Origin of the sequence: Actinoplanes subglobosus (assembly GCF_042650585.1) — a bacterium.
Classification (GTDB): Bacteria; Actinomycetota; Actinomycetes; order Mycobacteriales; family Micromonosporaceae; genus Actinoplanes; species Actinoplanes subglobosus.
The window spans coordinates 41,638-65,922 of sequence record NZ_JBHSBL010000021.1; the positions used below are offsets into that span (position 1 = coordinate 41,638).

The window sequence follows — 24,285 nt, forward strand, 5'->3', positions numbered from 1 at the left end:
TCCAGCGACGCGATGAGCCCGTCGTCGATCACACCGGCGGCGTGCACGACGGCCGACAGCTCCGGGCCGATCTCGCCGATCAGGCGCTCGACCGCGGCCCGGTCGGTCACGTCGCAGGCCAGCACCCGGACGCGGGCGGCCAGCGCGGACAGGTCGGCTGCGCCGGGGGCGTCGGTACCGTGCCGGCTGACCAGCACCAGGTCGGTCACGCCGTGTGCCTCCACCAGGTGACGGGCGACGGTGGCGCCGAGCCCGCCGGTGCCGCCGGTGACGAGAACCGTGCCGGTGCCGAAACCGCCGTCGCCGTCGCCGGGGGCCGGCTCCAGCCGCGGGACCAGCACCTCACCACCGCGGACGGCGGCCTCCGGCTCGGTGACGGTGATCGCCGGCAGCATGTCGTCCCCGTCGACGTCGACGACGGTGAACCGGCCGGGATGCTCGTTCTGTGCGGCGCGGACCAGGCCCCAGACCGGCGCGACCCGCAGATCGATCGGGTCACCGTCGGCCGCCGCCACACCGGAACGGGTCACCAGCACCAGGCGGGAGGCGGCGAAACGGTCGTCGGCGAGCCAGCGCTGGATCAGTGCCAGCGTCGTGCCGGCAGCGTCGGCAACCGCCGCCGGCACGTCGCCGCCCGCCGGGGCCACCTCGACGGCCACCACGTCCGGAACCGTGGTCAGCTCGTCCAGGCCGGCCACCACGGTCCAGGAGCCCGGCTCGGGGGACACGACCGGGCGCGGCCGCCAGCCGAGGCGGTACAGCGGGGTCGTCCCGGTGGTGCGCAGTCGTGCCGTGTCGATCGTCCGGAGCACGAACGACTCGATCCCGCCGACCGGTGCGCCGGTGGTGTCGGCCAGGTCGAGGGCGACCGCGTCCGTACCGGTGGCGGTGATCCTGACCCGCAGCGCGGCCGCGCCGGCCGAGGCGAGGGTGACGCCGGTCCAGGCGAACGGCAGCCGGGTGCCCTCACCGGCCTGGCCGGCGAACTCGGTGGCGTGCAGGACGGCGTCGAGCAGCGCGGGATGCAGCCCGTAGGCGGAGGCGGCGGGCGCCAGCTCGGGCGGGAGGGCCACCTCGGCGTACGCGTCCGCGCCGAGCCGCCACACCGCGCGCAGCCCGTGGAAGGCGGGTCCGTAGTCGTAGCCCTGGCCGGCCAGGTCGTCGTAGAGGCCGGTTATGTCGACCGGCTGTGCCCCGGCGGGCGGCCACGACTCCGGCCGCCATCCGGTGGGCTGCGCGGTCGCCCGGGCCAGGAGGCCCTCGGCGTGCTTCGTCCAGGCGTCCGTCGCGTCGCCGTCGGGGTGGGACCAGATCTCGACCGTACGGCGCCCGTCGTCACCGGCCGCGCCCACGACGACCTGGACCGCCAGGCCGCCCTGGTCCGGCAGCAGCACCGGGGTCTGCAGGGTGAGTTCGTCGAGCCGGTCGCATCCGACCTGGTCGGCGGCGTGCAGTGCCAGTTCCACCAGGGCGGTGCCGGGCAGTAGGGCGACGCCGGTGATCAGGTGGTCGGCGAGCCACGGGTGGGTCTTGACGGAGATCCGCCCGGTGAGCACGGCGCCGTCGGTGCCGGCGACACCGACGACCGCCTGCAGCATCGGGTGCCCGGCGTCGATCTGGCCGAGGCCGGTGGCGTTTCCGTCGGCGGGTGCGGCGCTGAGCCAGAAACGGCGCCGCTGGAAGGCGTAGGTGGGCAGGGCGACCCGCCGGGCACCGCTGCCGGCCCAGTACGCGTGCCAGTCCACCGGCACACCCCGGACGTGGGCGGTCGCGAGTGCGGTCAGGACCTCCTGCTGTTCGTCGCGGTCCCGGCGGAGCACCGGCACGAACGTCACGTCGTCCTCGTCGCCGGCGGTCTGGCCGCCCATCGCGGAGAGCACGGCGTCCGGCCCGATCTCGACGAACGTCGTCACACCGGAGTCCAGCAGCGTACGGACGCCGTCGGCGAACCGCACCGCCTGCCGGACGTGCCGCACCCAGTAGTCCGGGGAGCACAGCTCCTCGGTGGTGGCGATCCGCCCGGTCACCGTGGACACCACCGGGACGAGCGGGGCGGAGTAGTCGAGGATCGCGGCGATCTCCCGGAACCCGGCGAGCATCGGTTCCATCAACGGCGAGTGGAAGCCGTGGCTGACGGTGAGGCGCCGGGTCTTGCGCCCGCGCCCGGCCAGTTCCTCCGCGATCCGTTCGACGGTCGCCAGCTCGCCGGAGATCACCACGGCCTGCGGGCCGTTGACGGCGGCGATCCCGGCCGAGTCCTCGTGCCCGGCCAGCAGCGGGAGCACCTCGTCCTCGGTGGCCTGGACAGCGATCATGGCGCCGCCGGACGGCAGCGCCTGCATCAGGCGGCCCCGGGCGGCCACCAGTGTCGCCGCGTCCTGCAGGCTGAGCACGCCGGCGACATGCGCCGCGGTCAGCTCGCCGATCGAGTGCCCGGCCAGGAAGTCCGGCCGCAGACCGAACGACTCGACGAGCCGGTACAGGGCCGTCTCGACAGCGAACAGCGCACTCTGCGAGTAGACCGTCTGGTGCAGCAGGCCGGCCTCGGGCGAGCCTTCGGCCGCGAACAGCACGTCCCAGAGCGAGCGGTCCAGCTGCAGGTCGAGGTGGCCGATGGCCTCCTCGAGGGCTTCGGCGAAGACGGGGTACGCCCGGAACAGCTCCCGCCCCATCCCGAGGCGCTGGCTGCCCTGGCCGGTGAAGAGGAAGGCGGTCCCGCCGGCCCGGGCGGCACCGCGCAGCAGCCGGGGGTGGTCCTCGCCGGCGGCCAGGGCCAGCAGCGGCTCCCGCAGCGCCGGCAGATCGCCGGCCACGACCGCGGCCCGCCGTCCGAGTGCCGCGCGGGTGGTGGCCAGCGACGAGCCGAGGTCGGCCAGGCCGGTTCCGGGTTCCGCGTCGAGCAGGGCCAGCAGCCGGCCGGCCTGGCTCCGCAGGGCGGCCTCGTCCGAGGCGGAGACGACCACCGGCACCGGCTCGCCGTCCCGCGGCTGCGCGGCCGGCCCGGCGGTGTCGTCGGCCGGCGGCTCCTCGATGATCACGTGGGCGTTGGTGCCGCTGATGCCGAAGGCGGAGATGCCGGCCCGGCGCGGCTCGCCGGCCGCCGGCCAGTCCACCGGCTCGGTCAGCAGCCGGACGTTGCCGGACGACCAGTTCACGTGCGGGGTGGGCGCGTCGACGTGCAACGTCCGGGGCAGCACCCCGGCCCGCATCGCCATCACCATCTTGATGACGCTGGCGACGCCACCGGCCGCCTGGGTGTGGCCGAGGTTGGACTTGACCGAGCCGAGCCACAGGGGACGGTCGGCGGGCCGGTTCTGGCCGTAGGCGGCGATCAGCGCGTGCGCCTCGATCGGGTCGCCGAGCCGGGTGCCGGTGCCGTGCGCGTCGACCGCGTCGACCTGCGCGGCCGTCAGCGCCGCGCTGGCCAGGGCCTGCTCGATGAGCCGCCGCTGGGCGGTGCCGCTCGGCGCGGTCAGGCCGTTGCTGGCGCCGTCCTGGTTGACGGCCGAGCCACGGACCAGCGCCAGCACGGTGTGGCCGTTGCGGCGGGCGTCGGAGAGCCGCTCGACGACGAGCAGGCCGATGCCCTCGGAGAAGCCGGTGCCGTCGGCGGCCGCGGCGAACGCCTTGCAGCGGCCGTCGGCGGCGAGACCACGCTGACGGCTGAAGGCGGTGAACATGCCGGGGCTGCCCATCACTGTCACACCGCCGGCCAGGGCCAGCGTGCACTCGCCGCGGCGCAGTGCCTGCACGGCCAGGTGCAGCGAGACGATGGATCCGGAGCAGGCCGTGTCGACGGTGATCGCCGGGCCCTCCAGGCCGAGGACGTAGGCGACCCGGCCCGAGGCGACACTCGGGGCGTTGCCGGTCATCAGGTAGCCGTCGAGGCCCTCGGGGGCCTCGTGGACGCGGACGCCGTACTCGTGCACCTCGGCCCCGATGAAGACGCCGGTGGAGCTGCCGCGCAGGGAGGACGGGTCGATGCCGGTCCGTTCCAGGGCCTCCCAGGCCGTCTCCAGCATCAGGCGCTGCTGGGGGTCCATGGCGAGCGCCTCACGCGGGCTGATGCCGAAGAACTCCGCGTCGAACAGGGTCGCGTCGCCGAGGAACCCGCCGACGTCGACGTAGCTCTTGCCCGGGGTGTCCGGGTCGCTGTCGAACATGCTGTCGACGGCCCAGCCCCGGTCGGTGGGGAAGCTCCCGAGGACCTCACGTCCCTCGTCGACCAGCCGCCACAGGTCCTCGGCGGAGGCGACACCGCCGGGGTAGCGGCAGCCGATCCCGACGATCGCGATCGGCTCGTCGTCGACGGCCGACGCGCGTGCCGTCGCGGCCGCCTCCTCGGGCAGTCCGAGCAGCTCGGCGCGCAGATAGCGGGCCATGGTCGCCGGGGTCGGGCAGTCGAAGACGATCGTGACCGGCAGCTCCACCCCGGTGGCGGCCTGCAGCCGGGCGTGCAGCTCCACCGCCGCGATCGAGTCGAAGCCCATCTCCTTGAACGGCCGGGCCACGTCCACCAGCGGTGGCTCGCCGGGACGGATCCGGCGCAGCACGTCGGCCGCCTGGGCGCGCACCACGTCGAGCAGGATCCGGGTCTGTTCGGGGACCGGAACCGAGGACAGCCGCCGGATCAGGTCCGGTGCTGCCCCCGGAACCTCCTTCGGGCCGGGCTCGGCGTCGGGGACGAAGATCTCGGGCTCGGCCACGGGCGTACTCCACACTGTCGCGTTTCGACGGAGAATCTGGGCACTTCTCCTCGGGACGCTATGCAGCGCGGATGGGCGGGCAAACCCCTAACGCGCCCCTACGATCAGGAGCGGTTGAGGTACGCCAGGACCGCGAGAACCCGCCTGTTGTCGTCGTCGGAGGGCGGCAGGTTGAGCTTCGCGAAGATGTTCGACGTGTGCTTGGCGATCGCCCGCTCGGTCACGTTGAGGCGCTGTGCGATGGCCGCGTTGGACCGGCCCTCCGCCATCAGCTCCATCACCTGCCGCTCGCGCGGGGCGAGGGTGGCGGCCGGCTCGTTGCTGGGGTGCGACAGCAGCTGCGAGATCACCTGGGGGTCCATCGCGGTCCCGCCGACGGCCACCCGCCGGACCGCCTCGACGAACTGGGCGGCGTCGAAGACCCGGTCCTTGAGCAGATAGCCCACGCCGCCGCTGCCGTCGGCGAGCAGCTCCCGGGCGTACAGCTGCTCGACGTGCTGGGAGAGCACCAGCACGGGCAGCCCGGGGATCTGCTCGCGCGCCTTGAGTGCGGCCCGCAGACCCTCGTCGGAGAAGGTGGGCGGCAGCCGGACATCCACGACGGCGACCTCCGGCCGCAGGTTGAGCAGGGCGTCCAGCAGGTCCGGCCCGTTGTCGACGGCCGCCACGATCTCGAAGTCGTGTGCCTCCAGCAGGCGGACCAGGCCGTCTCGGAGGAGGAACAGGTCTTCGGCGAGCACGACACGCACAACAGACTCCCGGAGTAGGGGAAATGAGCCGGACTGCCCCCTATCCCACCATGCCTCACGGGTGGCTCGGGAGCGCGGACCGCGGACGCGGGCCTAGGGTTCGGGATGCAGCAGCGAGGCGTCACACAGTTCGCTGATCCACTTGTCCATCTCGGCGAGCACGAGGTCGAGGTCCTTGTCCCACATGATCGCGAGCTTTCCGGCGGCGGTCACCCGGTCACCGTCGTACTGTCCGAGGGCGATCCACATCGCGGTGCCCGCGGGCCCGCACCTGAATCGATGGACCTCCACCTCGCGGATGAGTTCGAGACATCCGTCGGTCAGAACCGAGGCCGTCACTGCCGGGGCCGGTCGAAAACGCACGGGAGCTCCTGTGGTGATCGTGTAGCGGGGACGGGTTCGGGTCGTCGATCACCATCAGGGCCGCAGGCGGCAGGGCAGCGTCATCGTCACCACGGTCGGGCCGCCGTCCGGGCTGCTCAGCGTCATGGTGCCGTCGAACGCGGCGAGCCGCTTCTCGACACCGATCAGGCCGCTGCCGGCACCCGGCACGGCGCCGCCCTTGCCGTTGTCGCTCACCACCACGGTCAGCACGTCGGCGCGGTGACTGAGGCTGATGTCGGTGCGCTCGGCGTTGGAGTACTTCGCGGCGTTGGTCAGCACCTCACTGACCGCGAAGTAGACCGCCTCCTCGATCGACTCCGCCGCGCGGCCCGGATAGTCGATGTTCACGGTCACCGTCATCGGCATCCGGAGGGCCAGCGCGCGTACGGCGTCCGGCAGCCCCCGCTCGGCCAGCACCGGCGGGCGGATGCCGCGGACCAGGTCGCGCAGCTCGTTGAGCGCCTCGGCCGAGTGCTCCCGTGCCTCCACCAGCAGCGCCTTGGCCTGCTGCGGGTCGCGGTCGACCAGTGACTCGATCAGGCCGAAGCTCATCCCCATCGCGACGAGCCGCGCCTGGGCGCCGTCGTGCAGGTCGCGCTCGATGCGGCGCAGTTCGCCGGCCGAGGCGTCGATCAGGTCCTGCCGGGTCTCGGTGAGCTCGTCGATCCGCTGGTGCAGGCGCATCGCGCGGGGCGGCTGGAGCAGGGCCCGGCTGACGGCGAAGTGCAGGCGGACGAGGTTGCCGCCGAGGGCGTGGGTGACGGCGAGGATCGCGGCGCCGACCAGTGCGGCGAGGATGGCGGTGCCCCAGCCGGTCACCGGGACGAAGGTGTACCAGTTGGTGCCGGTGCCATCGGCGAGCGGCTGCCACAGCCCACAGACCAGCAGCACGCCGTGGATGCCGTAGACCAGGGCGGCCGGGGTCAGCAGTGCGGTGATCAGGCCGGCCGTCATGTCGACCACCAGCCAGCGCATGTCCCGCCAGGTCGCACCGTCCTTCAGCATGATGCTGCACCGTTCGAAGACACCGACGATTCCGGGGCGCACGTCGTCGGGGAACGGCTTGTAGGAGACGGGCACCCGCATGCCCGCCCATTCCTCCGCGAGCCAGCGCCGGAAATTGGCGTGCGAACGGACCAGGGTGAGGACCAGTGGCGTGGTGAAACCGCCGATCCCGAGCGGCACGAGCACGATGGAGACCAGAGAGAGGGCGAGAAGGATCGGCGTCCCGCCCAGAATGATCAGTACGAGCGCCGAGCCCTGCACCCCCGCCAGCAGCGTGGTGCGGATGCGACCTGCGTCCACGGTGTCTCCTCCTCCATCAGCACGTCGGACGGGCTTCAGTCTCGCCGTGCCGGACCGGAGCCGTCACTGGTGCTGGGGAACGGGTAGGGGTGTACCTAGATACACCTTAGGACTTCACCTTTCCCCTGCCATTCGGGGACGTAGGCGGCTGGGTGACGCCATTGCTGATTCGTAGTGTCATGGCATGGCTCGAGGAAACCGAGCCACTCAAGCGGGAATTCCGATCCCCTTGCGATGGCCTCACTCGAGGAGCAGCAGATGGATATGAGGATCAACAACACCGTGAGCGCCGTTCAAATGCGTGGCGTCGAGAAGATCTACCATCGCGGCAGCACCAGTGTCGCGGCTCTCGCCGGTGTCGACATCGACTTCGAGCGTGGCACGTTCACCGCCGTCATGGGCCCGTCCGGTTCCGGCAAGAGCACGCTGCTGCACTGCGCGGCGGGGCTCGACCAGCCGACCAGCGGCAAGGTCCTGCTCGACGGGGTGGACCTGACCGGCAAGAACGAGACCGAGCTGACCATGCTGCGCCGCGACCGGATCGGCTTCATCTTCCAGGCCTTCAACCTGCTGCCGGCGCTCACCGGCGAGCAGAACATCGTGCTGCCCCTGGAACTGGCCGGCCGCAAGGTCAACAAGGCGCGGCTGCGTGAGGTCGTCGACAGCGTCGGCCTGGGTGAGCGGGTCAAGCACCGCCCGGCCGAGCTCTCCGGCGGCCAGCAGCAGCGCATCGCGATCGCCCGGGCCCTGATCGCCCAGCCCGCGGTCATCTTCGCCGACGAGCCGACCGGCGCGCTCGACCTGCGCACGGCACGGGACATCCTGTCCCTGCTGGCGCAGTCGGTGCACCAGCTCGGCCAGACGATCGTCATGGTGACCCACGACCCGGTCGCCGCGTCGTACGCCGACCGCGTGGTCTTCCTGGCCGACGGCCGGATCGCGACCGAGATGTACCGGCCGACCGCCCACGCGGTCGCCGAGCAGCTCACCCACCTGGGCGACACGGTCGTTGCGGCGGGTGGTCGCTGATGTTCCGGCAATCGCTGCGCGCCCTGCGCTTCCACTGGCGCGGCCTGGCCGCCACCTTCGTCGTCATCTTCGTCGCCGGCGCGATCATGACCGCCGCCGGTTCCATGATGGAGACCGGTCTGCGGGCCGTGCTCCCCGCCCAGCGCCTCGCCGCGGCACCGATCGTGGTGGCCGGTGACAGCGCCTACGAACAGCACGGGAACCCGGTCGCGACACTGAGCGAACGGGTCCGGGTGGACATCTCACTCGCCCAGAAGGTCGCCGCCGTCGACGGTGTCGACCGGGTGGTCCTGGATCACGCGTTCCCGGCGACCGCGCTGGCCGGCGGCAAGGTGCCGACCGGCGAGGACGAGCTCACCTCGTTCGGGCACGGGTGGGAGTCCGCCCAGCTCAACCCGTACCGCCTGGTCAGCGGCGAGCCGCCGGCGGCGACCGGTCAGGTGGTCCTGGACTCCGACGTGGCCGACCGGATCGGCGCCGGCCCCGGCGACAAGGTGGACGTGCTGGTCCGTACCGGCACCGAGAAGTTCCTGGTCACCGGCGTCGCCGAGTTCTCCGGCAAGGTGACCGAGGACGCCGTGTTCTTCTCCCCGGCCGACGTCCGGCGCTTCGTCGCCGACCCGGCCAAGGCCGACGCGATCGCCGTCTTGCCGGTCGCCGGAACCGACCAGGCCGCCCTGGTCGCCCGGGTGGAACAGGCCATCGCCGGTGCCGGTGCGGTGGCACTGACCGGTGACGACCGGGGCAAGGCGGAGTACGCCGACGTCGACATGACCGACCTGATCCTGATCGGTGGCATCCTCGGTGGCCTCTCGATCCTCGTGGGTCTGCTGGGTGTCGCCTCGACCCTGTCGCTCTCGTTCCAGCAGCGGCACAAGGAGATGGCCCTGCTGCGGGCCGTCGGCGCCACTCCCAAGCAGGTCCGCCGCATGATCATGGGTGAGACGGTGGCCGTCTCGCTGCTCGCGACGGTGCTCTCCGCGGTGCCCGGCCTGCTGGCCGGCAAGTGGCTCTTCGAGGCGCTGATCGCGACCGGTATCGCCCCGTCCGGCTTCACCTTCTACCAGAGCTCGACGCCGACCATCATCGCCGCGACGCTGGCCATCCTGACCTCGGTCGGCGCCTCGATCATCGCCGGCCGCCGGTCGACGCTGACCAAGCCGACCGAGGCGCTCACCGACGACAGCGGTCAGCGGTACCGCCTCGGCAAGGTCCGCCCGATCCTGGCGGTCGTCTGCTTCGGCCTCAGCGGCATGCTGATGGTGGTGGCGATGACCCTGGTGTCCGGGCCGCTCATCGCCAGCCCGTCCACCTTCGCCTCGGTGTTCTTCGCCTCCGGCCTGGCCCTGCTGGGCCCGAGCATCGCCAAGGGCATGACCACCGTCATCGGTCCGGTGCTGCGGGTCCTGTCCGGCCTGTCCGGCAAGCTCGCCACACTGAACCTGCAGAACCGGGCGGTCCGCCTGGCCGCGGTGACCACGCCGATCATGCTGCTCACCGGTATCGCCACGGCGAACCTCTACCTGGTGTCGACCGAGAGCAGCGTCAAGAAGATCTACACGCAGACCCTGGTCAGCGACGCCGTCTACAAGGCCGGCCCGGCCGGTGTCACGGCCGGCACCCTGGAGCAGATCAGCGCTCTGCCCGAGGTCGGCGCGGCGTCGGACTTCGTGGCCAGCACCGGGTTCGTGGAGAGCCCGGAGGACCCCTGGGGCAACAAGGACCTGGCCGGCTGGCAGCTGCTCGGCTACACCGGGTCGTCGGCCGCCGCGGTCGGCGCGGCCCGTGAGGTCGAGGGCAGCCTGACCGACCTGACCGGCAAGACCGTGGCCCTGGCCGCGAACTACGCCACCGAACTCAAGGCCGGCCTCGGTGACCAGGTGACGATCCGGATGGGTGACGGCGCCGCGGAGAAGCTGACGGTGGTCGCCCTGGTCGAGGCCACCGAGGGGTTCGAGGCGATCCTGCTCCCGGCCGAGCTGCTGGCGAGTCACGTCGAGAGCGGCATGCCCAGCTACGTGGTGGTCAGCCCGAAGGCCGGGGTCAGCGACGAGCAGCTGGCCGCCGCTCTGGGCGGGGTGGCCGCCGGTCAGCCCGGCGCCGAGGTGGTGGACCGGGACGGCCTGACCGACGCCTTCGCCCACCACCTGGACGCTCAGGCCCTGGTCAGCTACCTGCTCGTCGGTACGCTGCTCGGGTACATCACGATCTCGGTGCTGAACAGCACCTGGCTCGCGATCCGCGGCCGGACCCGTGAGTTCGCCCTGCAGCGGCTCACCGGCTCGACCCGGGCCCAGGTCGTCCGGATGATGGCCGCCGAAGGTGCCGGGACCGCCCTGATCGGCATCCTGCTGGGCACGGTGGTCGCACCCGCCACGCTGATCCCGTTCAGCCTGGCCCGCGCCGACTCGCTGACGCCGTCCGGTCCGGTGTGGATGTACCTGGCGATCGTCGGCTTCGCCACCGTCCTGACGGTCGGAGCCACCCTTCTGCCGACCTGGCAGGTACTCAAGGTCCGGCCCGTCGAGGCGGCCGCACCGGCCTGACAGAAGGTTTCCAGACCCGGTCCCCCGTCCGGGAACAGCGCCCCCGCCCCTGCGGGGGCGCTGTTTTCACCTTCAAGTTTTAGGGGTGCATTAGGGGGATCCGAGTTAATCGCAAATAGTTAGCCTGGCGCTGACCGGGCGCACCCGCGACGTGTCGAACTCAAGGGGTTGATCCTGCATGACCGGTGCCATCGAAGAAATCGAGACCGAAACCGAGGCGACGCCATTTCCGATGCCCCGGAAGTGCCCGTTCAGCCCCCCGGCCGAATATCGGGAGTTGCGTAAGAACAATTCGGTGTCCAAGGTCCGCCTGATGCTTTCCGGAAAGGAGGTGTGGATCGTCACCCGGCAGGATCAGGTACGTCACGTGCTGACCTCGCCGGCGATGAGCTCCAATGTGAAGCTGCCCGGGTACCCGTTGCAGTTCCCGGTTCCCGACGAGGTCCTGCAGCACATGGAGCTGCCGGTGGTGGCGATGGACCCGCCGGACCACACGGTGCGCCGCCGGGCGCTCATCCCGGAACTCACCGCCAAGCGGATGCAGGCGCTGCGGCCCCGGATCCAGGAGGTCGTCGACGAGCACATCTCGGCGATGCTGGCCCAGGGCGGCCCGGTGGACCTGGTCGAGGCCCTGGCGATCCCGGTGCCGTCGCTGATCTTCTGCGAGCTGATGGGTGTGCCGATCGACGAGACCGCCACCTTCCGCGCGTTCGCGGAGACCACGGTCAAGAGCGACGTCACGCCGGAGGAGGTCGGCGCCGCCACCCAGGCGATGGACGAGTACCTCGCGGTGCTGGTGGAGCAGAAGGAGAAGGACGCCACCGACGACCTGCTCGGCCGGATCATCGCCCGCAACGCCACCGAGGGCACCCTGGAGCGCAAGGACATCGTCGCGCTGGCCCGGATGCTGCTGTTCGGCGGCTTCGACACGATCACCAACATGATCACCCTGGGTACGGCCGTCCTGCTCCAGCACCCCGACCAGCTGGCCGACCTGCGCCGTGACCCGTCGCTGCTCCCGAAGGCGATCGAGGAGCTCCTGCGCTACCTGAGCATCGCCGACTCGGCGACGGCCCGGGTCGCCACCGAGGACATCGAGATCGACGGTGTGCTGATCAGGGCCGGTGAGGGGATCATCGCGCTCAACGGGTCGGCCAACCGTGACGAGACGGTCTTCGAGGACCCGGACACCCTCGACATCCGGCGCGAGATCGCCCTGCACTCGGCGTTCGGGCACGGCATCCACCAGTGCCCCGGCGCCAACCTGGTCCGGGTCGAGCTGGAGATCGTCTTCCGGACGCTGTTCAGCCGGATCCCCGAGCTGCGGTTCGCGGTTCCGGAGAACGAGCTGGAGTTCAAGAGTTTCACGCTCATCCACGGGATGAAGTCGCTGCCCGTCACCTGGTGACCCCCTCTGACGTCCGGAGATCTGCCGTGATCAAACTCCCTGGGGCCGACGGCGAGCTCGTCGTTCACACGCCCAACACCAATCCTCTCCCCCTCCGGCCCGGCACCGCGCCGCAGTCCCGTTCGGTGCTGGTGGCCGCTCATGTCGTCGGTGACCGGCTGGCCGCGAACGAGCCGTTCGGGCCGCCGCTGGGCCCGCCGCCGCCCCAGTCACTGGACTGGGACGCGACCCTCGCGTTCCGGCGGCACCTCTGGTCGTACGGCTTCACCGTCGCCGAGGCCCTGGACACCCAGCATCGCGGCGCCGGGCTCGACTGGGCGGCATCGGCCGAACTGATCCGCCGCAGCGGTGCCGAGGCCGCGGCGGTGGGCGGGCGTCTCGCCGCCGGCGTCTGGACCGACCAGCTCGACCCGTTCACGGCCCACCCCCTGAAGGCCGTGATCGACGCGTACGAGGAACAACTCGCCGTGGTCGAGCAGGCCGGCGCCCAGCCGATCATCATGGCCAGCACCGCCCTGGCCGCCGCGGCCGAGGGGCCGGACGACTACGCCGAGGTCTACACCCGGCTGCTGTCCCAGTCGAGCCGCCCCGCGATCGTCCACTGGCTGCTGCCCACCTGGGTCCCCGGGCACGCCGGTTACTGGGGCAGGGCGGACGTCGACGAGGCCACCGCCACCTTCGTCGACTTCGTCACCGCCAACCGGGACCGCATCGACGGTGTGAAGGTCGCGCCGCTCGACCCGGAGTCCGAGGTCCAGCTGCGCCGCCGGCTGCCCGCCGGGGTGCGCTTCTACACCGGCGACTACGAGACGTACACGGATCTGATCGCCGGTGACGAGAGCGGTTTCAGCGACGCGCTCACGCCGGTGTTCGACCCCATCGCCCCGCTCGCCGCGGAGGCGTTGCATCTGCTGGACGCCGGTGACCGCGAGGGCTTCCGCCGGCGGTTGGAGAGCACCCGGGCGCTGTCCCAGGTGGTCTTCGAGGGCCCGGGGCGCAGCACGCTGTTCTTCAAGACGGATCTGGTCTTCCTCGGCTGGCTGGCCGGGCACGCCGGTCACTTCCGGATGGTCTGGGGCGAACAGGGCGCACGCTCGGTGCCGCACCTCGCCCAGGCGTACCGCCTCGCCGACGAGCTGGGAGTCCTGCCCGACCCGGAGCTGGCGGCGAGCCGGATGAAGGCGTTCCTGTCCGTCTCCGGATTCGAGCAATGAGCGACCGGACGAGGAACGGAGGGCGCACCGTGCGCAAAGCAGTCGTCCTGGGCGGCGGAATGGCGGGCATGCTCGCCGCCGCCGCCCTGGCGCAGACGGCCGACCGCGTGATCGTCGTGGAGGGCGACCGGTTCCCGGAGTCGCCTCTCCCCCGGCGCGGTCTGCCGCAGGGCCACCACAACCACATGTTCATGAGCGGCGGCTGCACCGCCCTGGAGAAGCTCCTGCCGGGCGCCCTGGAAGCGCTTTCCACGGCCGGGGCGAAACGCCGTGGCATGCCGTCGCAGATCCTCACGCTCTCCGCGCAGGGCTGGTACCGGCGGCATCAGGGCGACGCGTCGGTGATCGCGTGCAGCCGGGAACTGCTCGACCACAAGGTGCGGCAGCTGGTGCTGAGCAACGAGCGCATCGAGCTGCGGGAGAGCACGAAGATCATCGGGCTCAGCGGTACGGCCGGACGTGTCACCGGAGCACAGGTGGAACGGGACGGCCGTACCGAGACGATCGACGCCGACCTGACCGTGGACGCCACCGGCCGGACGTCGCACGCACCGGACTGGCTCGTCGCCCTGGGACTGCCCCGGGTGCAGGAGGAGCTGGTGGACGCGGGTTTCGCCTACGCCAGCCGCCTCTATCGCGCCCCCGCCGGCGCCCGGCCGGACTTCCCCGGAGTCCTGGTCGAGGCCCGGGCCGGAACCGGGCGTCCCGGGCGTGGCGCCGCGCTCATGCCCAACGAGGGCGACCGGTGGATCGTGGCCCTGATCGGCACCCGGGGTGGCACGCCGCCGACCGACGAGGCCGGGTTCCGTGAGTTCATGCGGTCGCTCGACGACCCGATCATCGGTGACCTGGTCGACCAGGCCACCCCGGCCGGCGACATCCGCGCCTACCGGGGCCTGCCCAACCGTCGCCGCCGGTACGAGAAGCTGCCGGTGCCGGAGGGCTTCGTGGTGGTCGGTGACGCGGCGACCACGCTGAACCCGAACTACGCGACCGGCATGTCGGTCGCGGCGCTCGGTGCCCTCTTCCTCCGGGACGAGATCGCACGTACCGGCACCGGGCCGCAGTTGTCCCGGCGGCTCCAGGCCGGGATCGCCAAGGCGGGTGACGGACCGTGGCAGATGGCCACCGGGACCGACCAGTGGTACCCGGACGTCACCATGAACATCCGCCGCGCACCCCGGCTGGCCCGGCGGTTCGCCGAACGGTTCGCGCAGGTGACCACCCAGGACGCCGCGCTGTCCAACCTGTCCTTCAACGTGGCCTCACTGCAGGCGCCGCCGGCCAGCATGATGACCGTACCGGCGCTGTTCACCGTGTTGCGCGGACGCCGGCAGGCGCCGCTCACCGCGGCCGAGGCCATCGCGCAGTACCCGGAGTTCGGCACGCTGACCGGTGCCGAGGCGACGGGGGTCCCGGCACCGCGGGCCGCCGACCGGGTCCGGCCGTAGGGAAGGCACCGGCTGATGCGGATCCGGATCGATCGTGACCGGTGTGTCGGTGCGGGCGCCTGCGCCCACGCCTACCCGGAGGTCTTCGACCAGGACGACGTGGAGGGCCTGGTCATGCTGGTGGGCGACGCGACCGACGAGGCGGCCACCCGCCGCGCCGTGGTCCAGTGCCCGGTCGCGGCGATCAGCGTCGGCACCGCGGCGAACGAATAGCGCACGGCACGGAGAAGGGGCGTCCCGGCGGGGCGCCCCTTCTCCGTGCCGTGGTCGAGCCGATCAGGAGTCCAGGCTGGCCTGGACCTGCTCCTCGTCCGGGAGGGAGGCCACGTGACGCAGCCGGGAGACGGTGAACACCGCCGCCGACAGCGCGACCGCCAGGCCGACCAGGGCGACACCGTTCATCGCGTCGGCGAAGGCGCCCCGCGCCGCGTGCAGCAGCGCGTCGGCGGCACCGGCGGGCAGGTCGTGGGAGATCTGCACCGCGCTGCCGATGGTCTCCTCGGCGGCCTCCACGGTGGAGCGCGGGATGTCGGGCGTGACGTTCTGCTCCAGGTTGTGGCCGTAGAGCACGGCGCCGATGCTGCCGAAGACGGCGATGCCGAGGGCGCCGCCGAACTCCTGGAACGTCTGGTTCAGCGCGGACACCGAACCCACCGTCTCGACCGGCGCCACGGCCACCACCAGGTCGGTGATCATGGTGAGCACGATGGCCGCGCCGACGCCGATCCCGACCGTGCCGGCCACGATCAGCGGCATGTTCCGCTCCGGCGTCACCTGTGTCATGGCCGCGAATCCGGCGGCCACGAAAAGGAACGCGACCGCCATCACGTACGCCGGCCGGATCTTCTTGGTGAAGATGACGGCGAAGGGCACCAGCACGAAGCTGAGCACCGGCGACGCCATGGTCCACAGCGCCGCGGCGAGCGGTGTCATGCCCAGGACGCCGAGAAGGTACTGCGTGGTGAAGATGCCGTAGCCGATCAGGCACAGGAACGCGGTCAGGTTGACCAGGATGGCCGGGCCGAAGCCACGCTCCCGGAACATCCGCAGGTCGAGCATCGGGTGCTCGCGGTGCCGCTGACGGTGGATGAAGAAGTAGCCGACGATCAGGCCGCCGACGATCGACGCCACGGCCTCGACGCTCAGCGCCGACGCGGCGGCCGCCTCCTTGATGCCCCAGATGATCGGCAGGATGGCGCCGAGCGACAGCAGCGAGCTCACCGCGTCGAAGCTGCCGGCTCCGGCTCGCCGGTACTCCGGGACCAGCATCGGTGTGAGGATCCAGAGCAGGGCCAGCACCGGCACGTTGATGAGGAAGATCGAACCCCACCAGAAGTTGTTGAGCAGCAGGCCGCTGACGATCGGGCCGATGGCCGCGCCGGCGGACAGGCCGATCGACCAGACCGCGATGGCGGACCGGCGTTGCTGCTGGTCGTGGAACATGTTGCGGACGAGCGCCAGGGTCGACGGCATCAGTGTCGCGCCGCCGAGACCCTGCAGTGCGCGGGCCGCGATGAGGACCTCCGCGGTGGGTGCGAAGGCTGCCATCACCGACGCGATGCCGAAGAGGGTCGCGCCGGCCAGCAGGAGCCGCCGGCGGCCGACGATGTCGCCGAGGTTGCCCATCGTGATGAGCATGCCGGCGAGCACGAAACCGTAGACGTCGATCATCCACAGCTGCTGCGTGCTCGTCGGCGCCAGGTCGGCGGCGATCTCCGGCACCGCGAAGTAGAGGACGGTGATGTCCATCGAGACCAGGAGCAGAGGCAGAACGAGCACGCTGAGCGCCACCCATTCCCTACGGCCGGCTCGGTTGGCGATGAGTGTCATGCGTCGAATATACAAGCGTTCTATACAAACGTCTATGACGCTCGTGTGATACATCCGTTTATCTCTCACCTATGCTTGAGCTGTGGGACATCGTGATGATCTTTTGGCGGGCGCGAAACGGTGCCTGGTCGAGCGGGGCTACGCCCGGACGACAGCGCGCGACATCGTCGCCGCCTCGGGCACCAACCTCGCGTCCATCGGCTACCACTTCGGCTCGAAGGAGGCACTGCTCAACGAGGCGCTCATCGAGGCGAGCGGCGAGTGGGGCGGCCAGCTGGAGAAGGTTCTCGCCGAGGCCGGCGAGGGCCTGCGCCCCGGCTCCGTCGAGCGCTTCCAGGTCATCTGGTCCGGCGTCGTCGAGCTCTTCGCCCAGAACCGGGGGCTGTGGGCGGCCAGTTTCGAGGTCTTCGCCCAGATCGAGCACCTGCCCGAGCTGCGCCGCCAGCTGGCCGACGGGCTGGAGCAGGCCCGTCTCGGCCTCGCGCACATCTTCCACCACCCCGACGACGAGGCGGCCCGGTCACTCGGCTGCTTCTACCAGGCGATGCTGACCGGCGTCATCGCGCAGTACCTGATCGATCCGGAGCGCGCGCCCACCGGTCCCGAGCTGGCCCTGGCCCTGCGGACGATCACGGCCGACGCGTTCCGGGCGGACGCCGATCAGACCGGCACGACGACCGCGGTCACCACCAGTCCCCTGTCGATCAGGTAACGCCCGCGCAGCGTGGTCAGGGCCGCACCGCCGTCGTGGCGGTGCCCCGGCACCAGCAGGTGACCGGTGAAGGACGCCGAGGATGCCTCGATCGACACCGAGGCGTCCTCGAACCCGAGCCAGCGGCCGGTCACCGGGTACCACGCCTTGTAGATGGACTCCTTGGCACTGAAGAGCAGCCGGTCCCAGCGGATCGACGGCTCGGCGCGGGCGAGTGCCGCCAGCCTGGCCGCGTCCGCTCCGGCCACGATGGAGTCCAGCACCCCCGGAGGCAGCGGTGCGTGCGGCTCCGCGTCGATACCGATCGACGCCGGGCCCGCCCGGCCGGACACCGCCGCGGCCCGGTAACCGGCACAGTGCGTGATGCTGCCGACGACACCGGCCGGCCAGATCGGTGCGCGGCCCGGCCCCGGACGGACCGGGGCGGGCGGGTGACCCAGCACGGCCAGGGCGTCCCGGGCGCACCGGCGCGCGGTGATGAACTCCCGGCGCCGCGGGACGACCGCATTGGCGATCAGGTCCTCCTCACCCGGGAACGCCTCGTCACCGGGATCGTCACCGAAGGCCTCGACCGCCACCACACCGGAGGGCAGCAGCCGCTCGATCATGCGGCACCCGCCAGGATCAGGCGCATCGGCTGCGGCTCCCCGCCGCGACGGCCCCACTCCCGCGGATAGCCGAGCGAGACCTCCTCGAACCGGATCCCGTCGTAATGCGTGGTCCGCGGGATGTGCAGATGGCCGTAGACGGCGGCGACGGTCCGAAACCGCACGTGCCAGTCGGCGGTGAGAGTGGTGCCGCACCACTGCGCGAACTCCGGGTACCACATCTGGTCGGTCGGCTGCCGGACCAGCGGCCAGTGGTTGATCAGCACCGTCGGGAGTGTGCTGTCGATCGCCGCGAGCCGCCGCTCGGTCCCGGCCACCCGGGCCCGGCACCACGAATCCCGGTCCGGGTACGGATCCGGGTGCAGCAGCATCTCGTCGGTGCACACCACACCCACGTCGTACGCCCGTCGCAGCGAGTCCTCCTTGGTGCTCGTCCCCGGCGCGTGGAACGAGTAGTCGTACAGCAGGAAGAGCGGCGCCACCACGACCGGGCCGTCGGCGCCCGCCCAGACCGGGTAATCGTCCTCCGGGGTCAGCACACCGATGTCCCGGCACATCCGGACCAGCGCGTCGTACCGCTCCGCACCGCGCAGCAGCACCGGGTCGGAGGCGTGGGTCCACAACTCGTGGTTGCCGGGCACCCACACCACCGCCGCGAACCGGTCCCGCAGCTGCCGCAACGTGCGCTCGATGTCACCGAAGACCTCGCCGACGTCACCGGCGACGATCAGCCAGTCCCCGTCGGAGCGGGGCCGCAGACGATCGACGACCTTCCGGTTCTCCGCGTACGACACGTGCAGATCACTGACCGCGAACAGGGATGGGATCACCGTACCGATCCTGCGGCACCGGGCCGGGATGTGCACACCCCTGAACACCGGCGTTAGGGGTTGCCGCGGGAATGTCGTACCCCCTGGCTATCTTCATCCGCGTTCCCCCTCCTGCCGAAAGGTGGCCCGGATGCCGGCCGAAACGACGTACCTCGAGCTCTCCGAAGACAGCGGGAGCTCCCACAAGTTCTACGAGGTGACTGTCGACGGCACCGATCTCACCGTCCGCTACGGACGCATCGGCGACCGGGGCCAGGTCAAGCAGTCGTCGTTCACCAACGAGGACAAGGCGCGCGCCGAGGCGGCCAAGAAGATCGGGGAGAAGGTCCGCAAGGGCTACGCGCCGGCCGTCATCGGCCAGCGGCAGCCACGGTCGGTCACCCGGCGGCAGATCGTCAGCACCCGGTCGACGGCCAAGCGGGCTCCCGTCCTGTGGCGCTACAAGACCGGCAGCCCCGCGTTCGGTGTCTTCGTCGACGACGAGGTCTGCATGGTCGGCAACGAGGCCGGGCTGATCACGACGCTGAGCCACCAGGCCGAGGTGCGGCAGCAGTTCCGCCTGCCCGACGGGGTGAAATGCATCGTCGCCGACGACCGGTGGATCTACGCCGGCTGCGACGACGGCAACGTCTACGACCTGTCCGGCAAGGTGCCCCGCCTGGCCTACCGGATCGCGCCCGAGATCGACATCTACTGGCTGGACATCCACGACGGCGTGCTCGGTGTCTCCGACGCCAACGGCGGCATCTCCGCGATCGACCACGAGGACGAGTTCCTCTGGCAGCGCCCCGGCCGCGGCTCGTCGGCCTGGATGGTCCGGTGCGACGACAACGCCGTCCACCACGGGCACAGCGCCGGTGTCACCAGCTACGACTGGCGGACCGGGCAGGAGCTGTGGCACACCGGCACGCGCGGTGCGGTCCTGTTCGGCTGGCAGGAGCGCGACACCGTCTACGCCGGCACGTCCGACCGGCAGGTCGCCGAGCTGGGCAAGGACGGTTCGCGCCGGCAGACCTACCAGTGCGACGCCGCGGTGTTCTCCTGCGCCGCCGCCGAGGACGGGCGCTACATCTTCGCCGGTGACAGCGCGTCCTCGGTCTACTGCTTCGACGCCGCCGGCAACCGCCTGTGGAAACTGGCCACCGGCTGCGGCTCCGCCTACTCGATGCAGTATCACGACGACCGCCTCTACATCGTCACCACCGACGGCTCACTGGCCTGCATCGACGCCAGCGAGCAGGCGATCCGGGCCGCCGTCGACGGCTCCGTCCCCGAGGTGGTCGACGTCAAGGCGCCGGCGCGGATGACCGAGGTGGCCCCGTCGACCACCGTCGAGATCGTGCACGACCCGGCCGACGGCATCGTCGTCGAGTGCGTCGAGGAGTCCGGCCGGCTCCGGATCCGCGTGGTGTCCTCCGGTTACCACCGGGACTGGCAGGTGCAGTTCCCCAAGGGCATCCGGGAGAGCGGCACCCGCTACGTCGTCACCGGTGTCCGCGAGGCCAGCCGCGGCGGTTTCTACCGCGCCTACGGCGACATCCGCCGTCTCAGCTGACGCTGACGGCAGCGGTCGCCGGCGGCCTCCCCCGTCATACCCGGTGCCCACGGATGTCTCCAGCCGTGGGCACCGGATCCCCCGTTGCCTACGGCTGGACGATCACCTCGTTGGCACAGGCGAACACCAGGTCGTCGGCGTCCGCCTCGCAGGTGTCGTCGTCCTTCCTCGTGTCCCAGGGGTAACCGCCCTCGACACGGTCCCGGCTGCCCGCACCGTCGACGGACCGCAGCGTGTCCCGGCCCGGTCCGCCGTTGAGGTCGTCGACACCGGCGCCGCCGTCGATGACGTCCTTGCCCGCCTCGCCGGTGATCCGGTTGTCACCGCCGTCACCGATCAGTACGTCGTCGTAGTTCGTGCCGCTGATGTCCTCGATGGCGACCGCGTTGTCGTTCTCGCCGGCTTTACCGTCGTTCGCGAGACCGTCGAGGGTCACCGTCACGGCCCGGGACGTCCAGGAGTAACTGAGCCGGTCACGGCCCGCGCCGCCGTCGTACCGATCCGGTTCGAGGTCGAGGCCCTCACCCGGGTGTTCACCGACGCTGAGGTAGTCGTCACCGGCCCCGCCGAGCACGGTGTCCCGGCCCAGGCCACCGGCCAGGGAATCAGCGCCCGCACCGCCCTCGACGGCGTCGTCGCCGCGGTCTCCGTAGAGGGAGTCGTCGCCGCCGAGGCCCACGATCCGGTCGTTGCCGGCACCGCCGTCGAGGGTGTTGGCTTCATCGTCACCGGCGAGACGATCATCGCCGCTGCCGGCCCGGACCGACTCGATGCCGGACAGGACGTCGTTCTCCCCCGCGGAGCCGTCGTCGGCGATCCCGTCCAGTGTCACGGTGACCGGTGCCGAGCGCCGGGAGTAGTCGGCGTAGTCGTCGCCGTCGCCGCCGCGCAGGACGTCCGTGCCGTCGAGGTCGAACCCGGCGACGAAGAAGTCGGTGCCGGCACCGCCGTCCATCGTGTCGTCCCCGGCCTCACCGTGGATCTGGTCCCCGCCGTCACCGCCGGAGAGCCGGTCGTCCCCCGCACCGCCGTACAGCCAGTCGGAGCCCGTGTCGCCGGACAGTTCGTTGCCTCCGGCACGGTCGGTCAGCTGGTCGTCGCCGTCACCGCCGTGCACGGTGACGGGGATCGTGACGTCGGTGACCACCCGGTCGTTCCCGGCGCCGGATGACACCTCGATCCGGGTGATCGCCGGCGCGTCGCAGACGATCTGGTATCGGTCGACCGCTTCGCATCCGGTGCCGGGAACGACCTGCCCGGCGTCGTCGGACACGACCGCGATGTACGTGCCGCCACTCGCCGCGAGCGGGCCCAGGACGTTCACCTTGTCGGCGAGGCCTCCGCCGGAGGTGACGCTCAGGACGCCGGCGGTGACGTTCGCCTCCAGGCCGGTCACGGCCGCGCCGGCGGTGCCCGGATGTAGCAGGACGATGGCGAGCGCCGGCATCGCGCCGACGGCGATCCCCCGCAATCCAGATGACTTCATGACTTCCTTACACGGACCTGACAGGGGCGCCGGACAGAACCAGCTGGCCGGGCGCGGCGCGGCCCCCCGGAGCGCCGCACCCAGCGCCTGCGAACACTAGGACCAGGCCCGGGCCGCGGCCAGGTGGCAGAAGTGCCCCCTTGACAGGGCGAGGCATGCGGGGGTATCTATCTACGCCCGACCGACGTCGATCAAGGCGGTGCGCGCGTGCCCGACAGCGACCAGCAGGCGTCTCTGGTCGGCCGGACGGCGGAGATGGCGACGCTCCGTGGGCTGTTCGGCGACCGGGCGGTCGTGGCGATCGTCGGGGATCCGGGCATCGGCAAGACCCGTCTGCTGACCGAGTCACTGGCCGAGGCGCGCCGGGCCGGGCGTGTCGTCCTGTCCGGCCACGGTTCGGAGTTCGAGCGCGAGGTGCCGTTCGGCGTGTTCCGCAACGCCTTCGAGGATCATCTGCGGGCCTGGCCCGAGTCGCGCTGGGCGGGGCTGGATCCCGCCGACCGGCGCCTGCTGCCGAGTGTCTTCCCCACGCTCGCCGCCGACGGCCGGGGCGAGGAGACCGGTCTGGTCGCCGCCGAGCGGTATCGGCTGCACCGGGCGGTCCGCGCCCTGCTGGAGATCGTCGCCGGGCCGTCCGGGCTGGTGCTGGCCTTCGACGACCTGCACTGGGGCGACGACAGCTCGATGGAGATGCTCGATCATCTGCTGCGTCATCCGCCCCGGGCGCCGGTGACGCTGGCGCTCGTCTACCGCTCCCGGCAGGCGCCGGAGCGGCTGCACCAGGCGTTCGCCCGCGCGGCACGGCAGGGCTGGGGCACGACGGTCGACGTCGGCCCGCTCAGCGTCGCCGAGGCCGGTGCCCTCCTGCCGGCCGGCCTGAGCCCCGCCCGGAGGGAGGAGCTGTACCGGGCCAGCGGCGGCAACCCGTTCTATCTGGAGGTGCTGGCCGCGAGCGGCGCGGCGAACGGGCCCACCAGCGGCCCGGCCGCGCTGGCCGGCGAGTTCACCCGGCTGGAGCCGGTGTGCCGGCAGGTGCTGCACGCGGCCGCGGTCGCCGGTGACGAGTGCGACCCGGGCATGCTCGCGGCGGTCGCCGGCCTGCCGGAGCCGGAGGTGCACATCGCCCTGGACGAGCTGGTCCGGCGTGATCTCGTCCGGGCCGGGGAGGCACCGGGCACGTTCCGTTTCCGGCATCCTTTGCTGCGCAGCGCCGCCTACCACAACGCCGGAGCGGGCTGGCGGCTCGGCGCACACGCGCGGGCGGCCACCGAGCTGGGTGATCGCCGGGCGCCGGCCGAGGCACGTGCGCCGCACATCGAGGCGTCGGCGGCCGTCGGCGACACGGCCGCGGTGGCGTTGCTGCAAGCCGTCGCGATGGACGCCGTGCACGCCACGCCCGCCGCCGCCGCGCACTGGCTGGGGTCCGCGATCCGGCTCCTGCCGCAGGACCCGGCGACGACCCCGCTGCGGCTGCGGCTGCTCACCCTGCGCGGCCGGGCCCTGGGTATCACCGGTGACCTGCGCGGCAGCCAGGAGATCCTCGGCGAGATCCTGCGGCTGGTCCCGGTCGGCAGCGAGGAGCGGCTCACCGCGGTCAGCTTCCTCGCCACGCTGCGCAACCTGGCCGGGAACCACGCCGAGGCACGTGAGTTGCTGGCCCGGGAGCTGGACCGGTTGCCCGAGCAGCACGGGCTCACCGCCGGGACGTTGCGGGTCGGGCTCACGCTGACCAGCGTCATGTACGGCCCGTTCGACCCCGCGGCGGTGAGCGAGGCGATCCGGGTCGCCCGCAGCACCGGCAACCGTCCCCTGCTCGCCTACGCGCTCAGCGTCGCCGTGGTGGCCAACCAGTCGTTCGACGTCGGCAGCCCGCACACCACCGCCTGGCTGGACGAGGCGGTCAGGTACGTGGACGCGATGCCCGACCGTGAGCTCGCCGAGCGCCTGGACACGGTGATGTTCCTGGGCTGGGGCGAGATGTACCGGGAACGGTTCACCGCCGCCCACCGGCACCTGCGCCGCGCCCTGGCGATAGCCCACGCCAGCGGTCAGAGCCACCTGCTCGGCACCCTGCAGACGGTGCTGGGCGTGCACGGCAGCATGACCGGGCGGCTGACACCGGCCATGACCCACCTGGACGACGCCATGGAGGCGGCCGTGCTGACCGGCACCCCGCAGACCCAGGCGCGGGTGCTCGGCTACCGCTGCTGGGTGGCGGTCTGGCGGGGTGAGCTCGACGAGGCGCTGGCCTGCGGGAAACAGGCGACCGACCTGGCGACGCTCGGCGACAGTCCGGACTGGCAGGCCGGTTCGGCGGAGCTCACCCTCGGGTTCGCGCGGTACGCCGCCGGCGATCCGGAGGCCGGTCTGGACCTGCTTATCCGGGGTGGGCACGCGGCGGGCCGGGTGACGGTGCGGCCGGTGTGGCAGGCCCGGTGGTACCAGTGGCTGGCCGCGGCCGCGGCGGCGGCC

At 71.7% G+C, this 24,285-nt stretch carries 17 protein-coding genes; 9 read left to right on the forward strand and 8 right to left on the reverse strand.

All coding sequences use genetic code 11. The features are described from left to right. The 4 genes from ACFO0C_RS32250 to ACFO0C_RS32265 form a co-directional block, all read right to left on the reverse strand. On the reverse strand, positions 1-4,706 hold a 4,706-nt coding region (locus ACFO0C_RS32250; protein ID WP_378070517.1), incomplete at its 3' end, for a type I polyketide synthase. Between the two features lie 104 nt (positions 4,707-4,810). Next, the gene (locus ACFO0C_RS32255; RefSeq protein ID WP_378070518.1) at positions 4,811-5,455 is read right to left on the reverse strand and encodes a LuxR C-terminal-related transcriptional regulator; all 645 of its coding nucleotides are present in this window, start codon (positions 5,453-5,455) and stop codon (positions 4,811-4,813) included. 93 nt (positions 5,456-5,548) lie between these two features. After that, positions 5,549-5,818, reverse strand: a complete 270-nt coding sequence (locus tag ACFO0C_RS32260; protein WP_378070519.1) for a hypothetical protein — start codon at positions 5,816-5,818, stop codon at positions 5,549-5,551. Positions 5,819-5,872: 54 nt separating this feature from the next. Continuing rightward, positions 5,873-7,144, reverse strand: a complete 1,272-nt coding sequence (locus tag ACFO0C_RS32265) for a sensor histidine kinase (protein ID WP_378070520.1) — start codon at positions 7,142-7,144, stop codon at positions 5,873-5,875. A gap of 258 nt (positions 7,145-7,402) precedes the next feature. On the opposite strand from ACFO0C_RS32265, the gene ACFO0C_RS32270 reads away from it, so the two are divergent. From ACFO0C_RS32270 to ACFO0C_RS32295, 6 genes are all read left to right on the forward strand, one after another. Then, positions 7,403-8,173, forward strand: coding sequence for an ABC transporter ATP-binding protein (locus ACFO0C_RS32270; RefSeq protein WP_378070521.1), 771 nt, complete (start codon positions 7,403-7,405; stop codon positions 8,171-8,173). Then, on the forward strand, positions 8,173-10,719 hold the full coding sequence (locus tag ACFO0C_RS32275) for an ABC transporter permease (RefSeq protein WP_378070522.1): 2,547 nt from the start codon (positions 8,173-8,175) through the stop codon (positions 10,717-10,719). The genes ACFO0C_RS32270 and ACFO0C_RS32275 overlap by 1 nt, the downstream gene beginning before the upstream one ends. A gap of 313 nt (positions 10,720-11,032) precedes the next feature. Beyond that, positions 11,033-12,127, forward strand: coding sequence for a cytochrome P450 (locus ACFO0C_RS32280; RefSeq protein WP_378070523.1), 1,095 nt, complete (start codon positions 11,033-11,035; stop codon positions 12,125-12,127). Positions 12,128-12,153: 26 nt separating this feature from the next. Beyond that, positions 12,154-13,341, forward strand: a complete 1,188-nt coding sequence (locus tag ACFO0C_RS32285) for a DUF993 family protein (RefSeq protein ID WP_378070524.1) — start codon at positions 12,154-12,156, stop codon at positions 13,339-13,341. Between the two features lie 29 nt (positions 13,342-13,370). After that, entirely contained in the window at positions 13,371-14,792 is a 1,422-nt protein-coding gene (locus tag ACFO0C_RS32290) for an NAD(P)/FAD-dependent oxidoreductase (RefSeq protein ID WP_378070525.1), read from the forward strand. Between the two features lie 15 nt (positions 14,793-14,807). Continuing rightward, entirely contained in the window at positions 14,808-15,005 is a 198-nt protein-coding gene (locus ACFO0C_RS32295) for a ferredoxin (RefSeq protein ID WP_378070526.1), read from the forward strand. A 63-nt stretch (positions 15,006-15,068) separates the two neighbouring features. On the opposite strand, the gene ACFO0C_RS32300 is transcribed toward ACFO0C_RS32295, so the two are convergent. After that, positions 15,069-16,622: an MFS transporter gene (locus ACFO0C_RS32300; protein WP_378070527.1), complete on the reverse strand. Its 1,554-nt coding sequence runs from the start codon at positions 16,620-16,622 to the stop codon at positions 15,069-15,071. Positions 16,623-16,704: 82 nt separating this feature from the next. On the opposite strand from ACFO0C_RS32300, the gene ACFO0C_RS32305 reads away from it, so the two are divergent. Continuing rightward, positions 16,705-17,334, forward strand: a complete 630-nt coding sequence (locus ACFO0C_RS32305) for a TetR/AcrR family transcriptional regulator (RefSeq protein ID WP_378070528.1) — start codon at positions 16,705-16,707, stop codon at positions 17,332-17,334. Here the strand turns inward: ACFO0C_RS32305 and ACFO0C_RS32310 are convergent. Then, positions 17,283-17,942, reverse strand: coding sequence for a 4'-phosphopantetheinyl transferase family protein (locus tag ACFO0C_RS32310; protein WP_378070529.1), 660 nt, complete (start codon positions 17,940-17,942; stop codon positions 17,283-17,285). The genes ACFO0C_RS32305 and ACFO0C_RS32310 overlap by 52 nt on opposite strands. Next, entirely contained in the window at positions 17,939-18,772 is an 834-nt protein-coding gene (locus ACFO0C_RS32315) for a metallophosphoesterase family protein (RefSeq protein ID WP_378070530.1), read from the reverse strand. The genes ACFO0C_RS32310 and ACFO0C_RS32315 overlap by 4 nt, the downstream gene beginning before the upstream one ends. A gap of 130 nt (positions 18,773-18,902) precedes the next feature. On the opposite strand from ACFO0C_RS32315, the gene ACFO0C_RS32320 reads away from it, so the two are divergent. Continuing rightward, a complete protein-coding gene (locus tag ACFO0C_RS32320) occupies positions 18,903-20,327 on the forward strand; it encodes a WGR domain-containing protein (RefSeq protein ID WP_378070531.1) in 1,425 nt (474 codons plus the stop codon). 88 nt (positions 20,328-20,415) lie between these two features. On the opposite strand, the gene ACFO0C_RS32325 is transcribed toward ACFO0C_RS32320, so the two are convergent. Then, positions 20,416-21,813 (reverse strand): calcium-binding protein, encoded by a 1,398-nt coding sequence (locus tag ACFO0C_RS32325; protein WP_378070532.1) that lies wholly within the window; start codon positions 21,811-21,813, stop codon positions 20,416-20,418. A 207-nt stretch (positions 21,814-22,020) separates the two neighbouring features. Between ACFO0C_RS32325 and ACFO0C_RS32330 the strand changes: the two genes are divergently transcribed. Then, positions 22,021-24,285, forward strand: a 2,265-nt coding sequence (locus ACFO0C_RS32330) for an ATP-binding protein (protein ID WP_378070533.1), incomplete at its 3' end; no start/stop codon positions are given.

Excerpts from the sequence above, each read along its gene's own strand:
- ACFO0C_RS32270 (WP_378070521.1), top strand. The coding sequence starts at position 7,403 with ATGGATATGAGGATCAACAACACCGTGAGCGCCGTTCAAATGCGTGGC.
- ACFO0C_RS32275 (WP_378070522.1), top strand. The coding sequence starts at position 8,173 with ATGTTCCGGCAATCGCTGCGCGCCCTGCGCTTCCACTGGCGCGGCCTG.
- ACFO0C_RS32280 (WP_378070523.1), top strand. The coding sequence starts at position 11,033 with ATGCTTTCCGGAAAGGAGGTGTGGATCGTCACCCGGCAGGATCAGGTA.
- ACFO0C_RS32295 (WP_378070526.1), top strand. The coding sequence starts at position 14,808 with ATGCGGATCCGGATCGATCGTGACCGGTGTGTCGGTGCGGGCGCCTGC.
- ACFO0C_RS32300 (WP_378070527.1), bottom strand. The coding sequence starts at position 16,622 with ATGACACTCATCGCCAACCGAGCCGGCCGTAGGGAATGGGTGGCGCTC.
- ACFO0C_RS32310 (WP_378070529.1), bottom strand. The coding sequence starts at position 17,942 with ATGATCGAGCGGCTGCTGCCCTCCGGTGTGGTGGCGGTCGAGGCCTTC.
- ACFO0C_RS32320 (WP_378070531.1), top strand. The coding sequence starts at position 18,903 with ATGCCGGCCGAAACGACGTACCTCGAGCTCTCCGAAGACAGCGGGAGC.
- ACFO0C_RS32325 (WP_378070532.1), bottom strand. The coding sequence starts at position 21,813 with ATGAAGTCATCTGGATTGCGGGGGATCGCCGTCGGCGCGATGCCGGCG.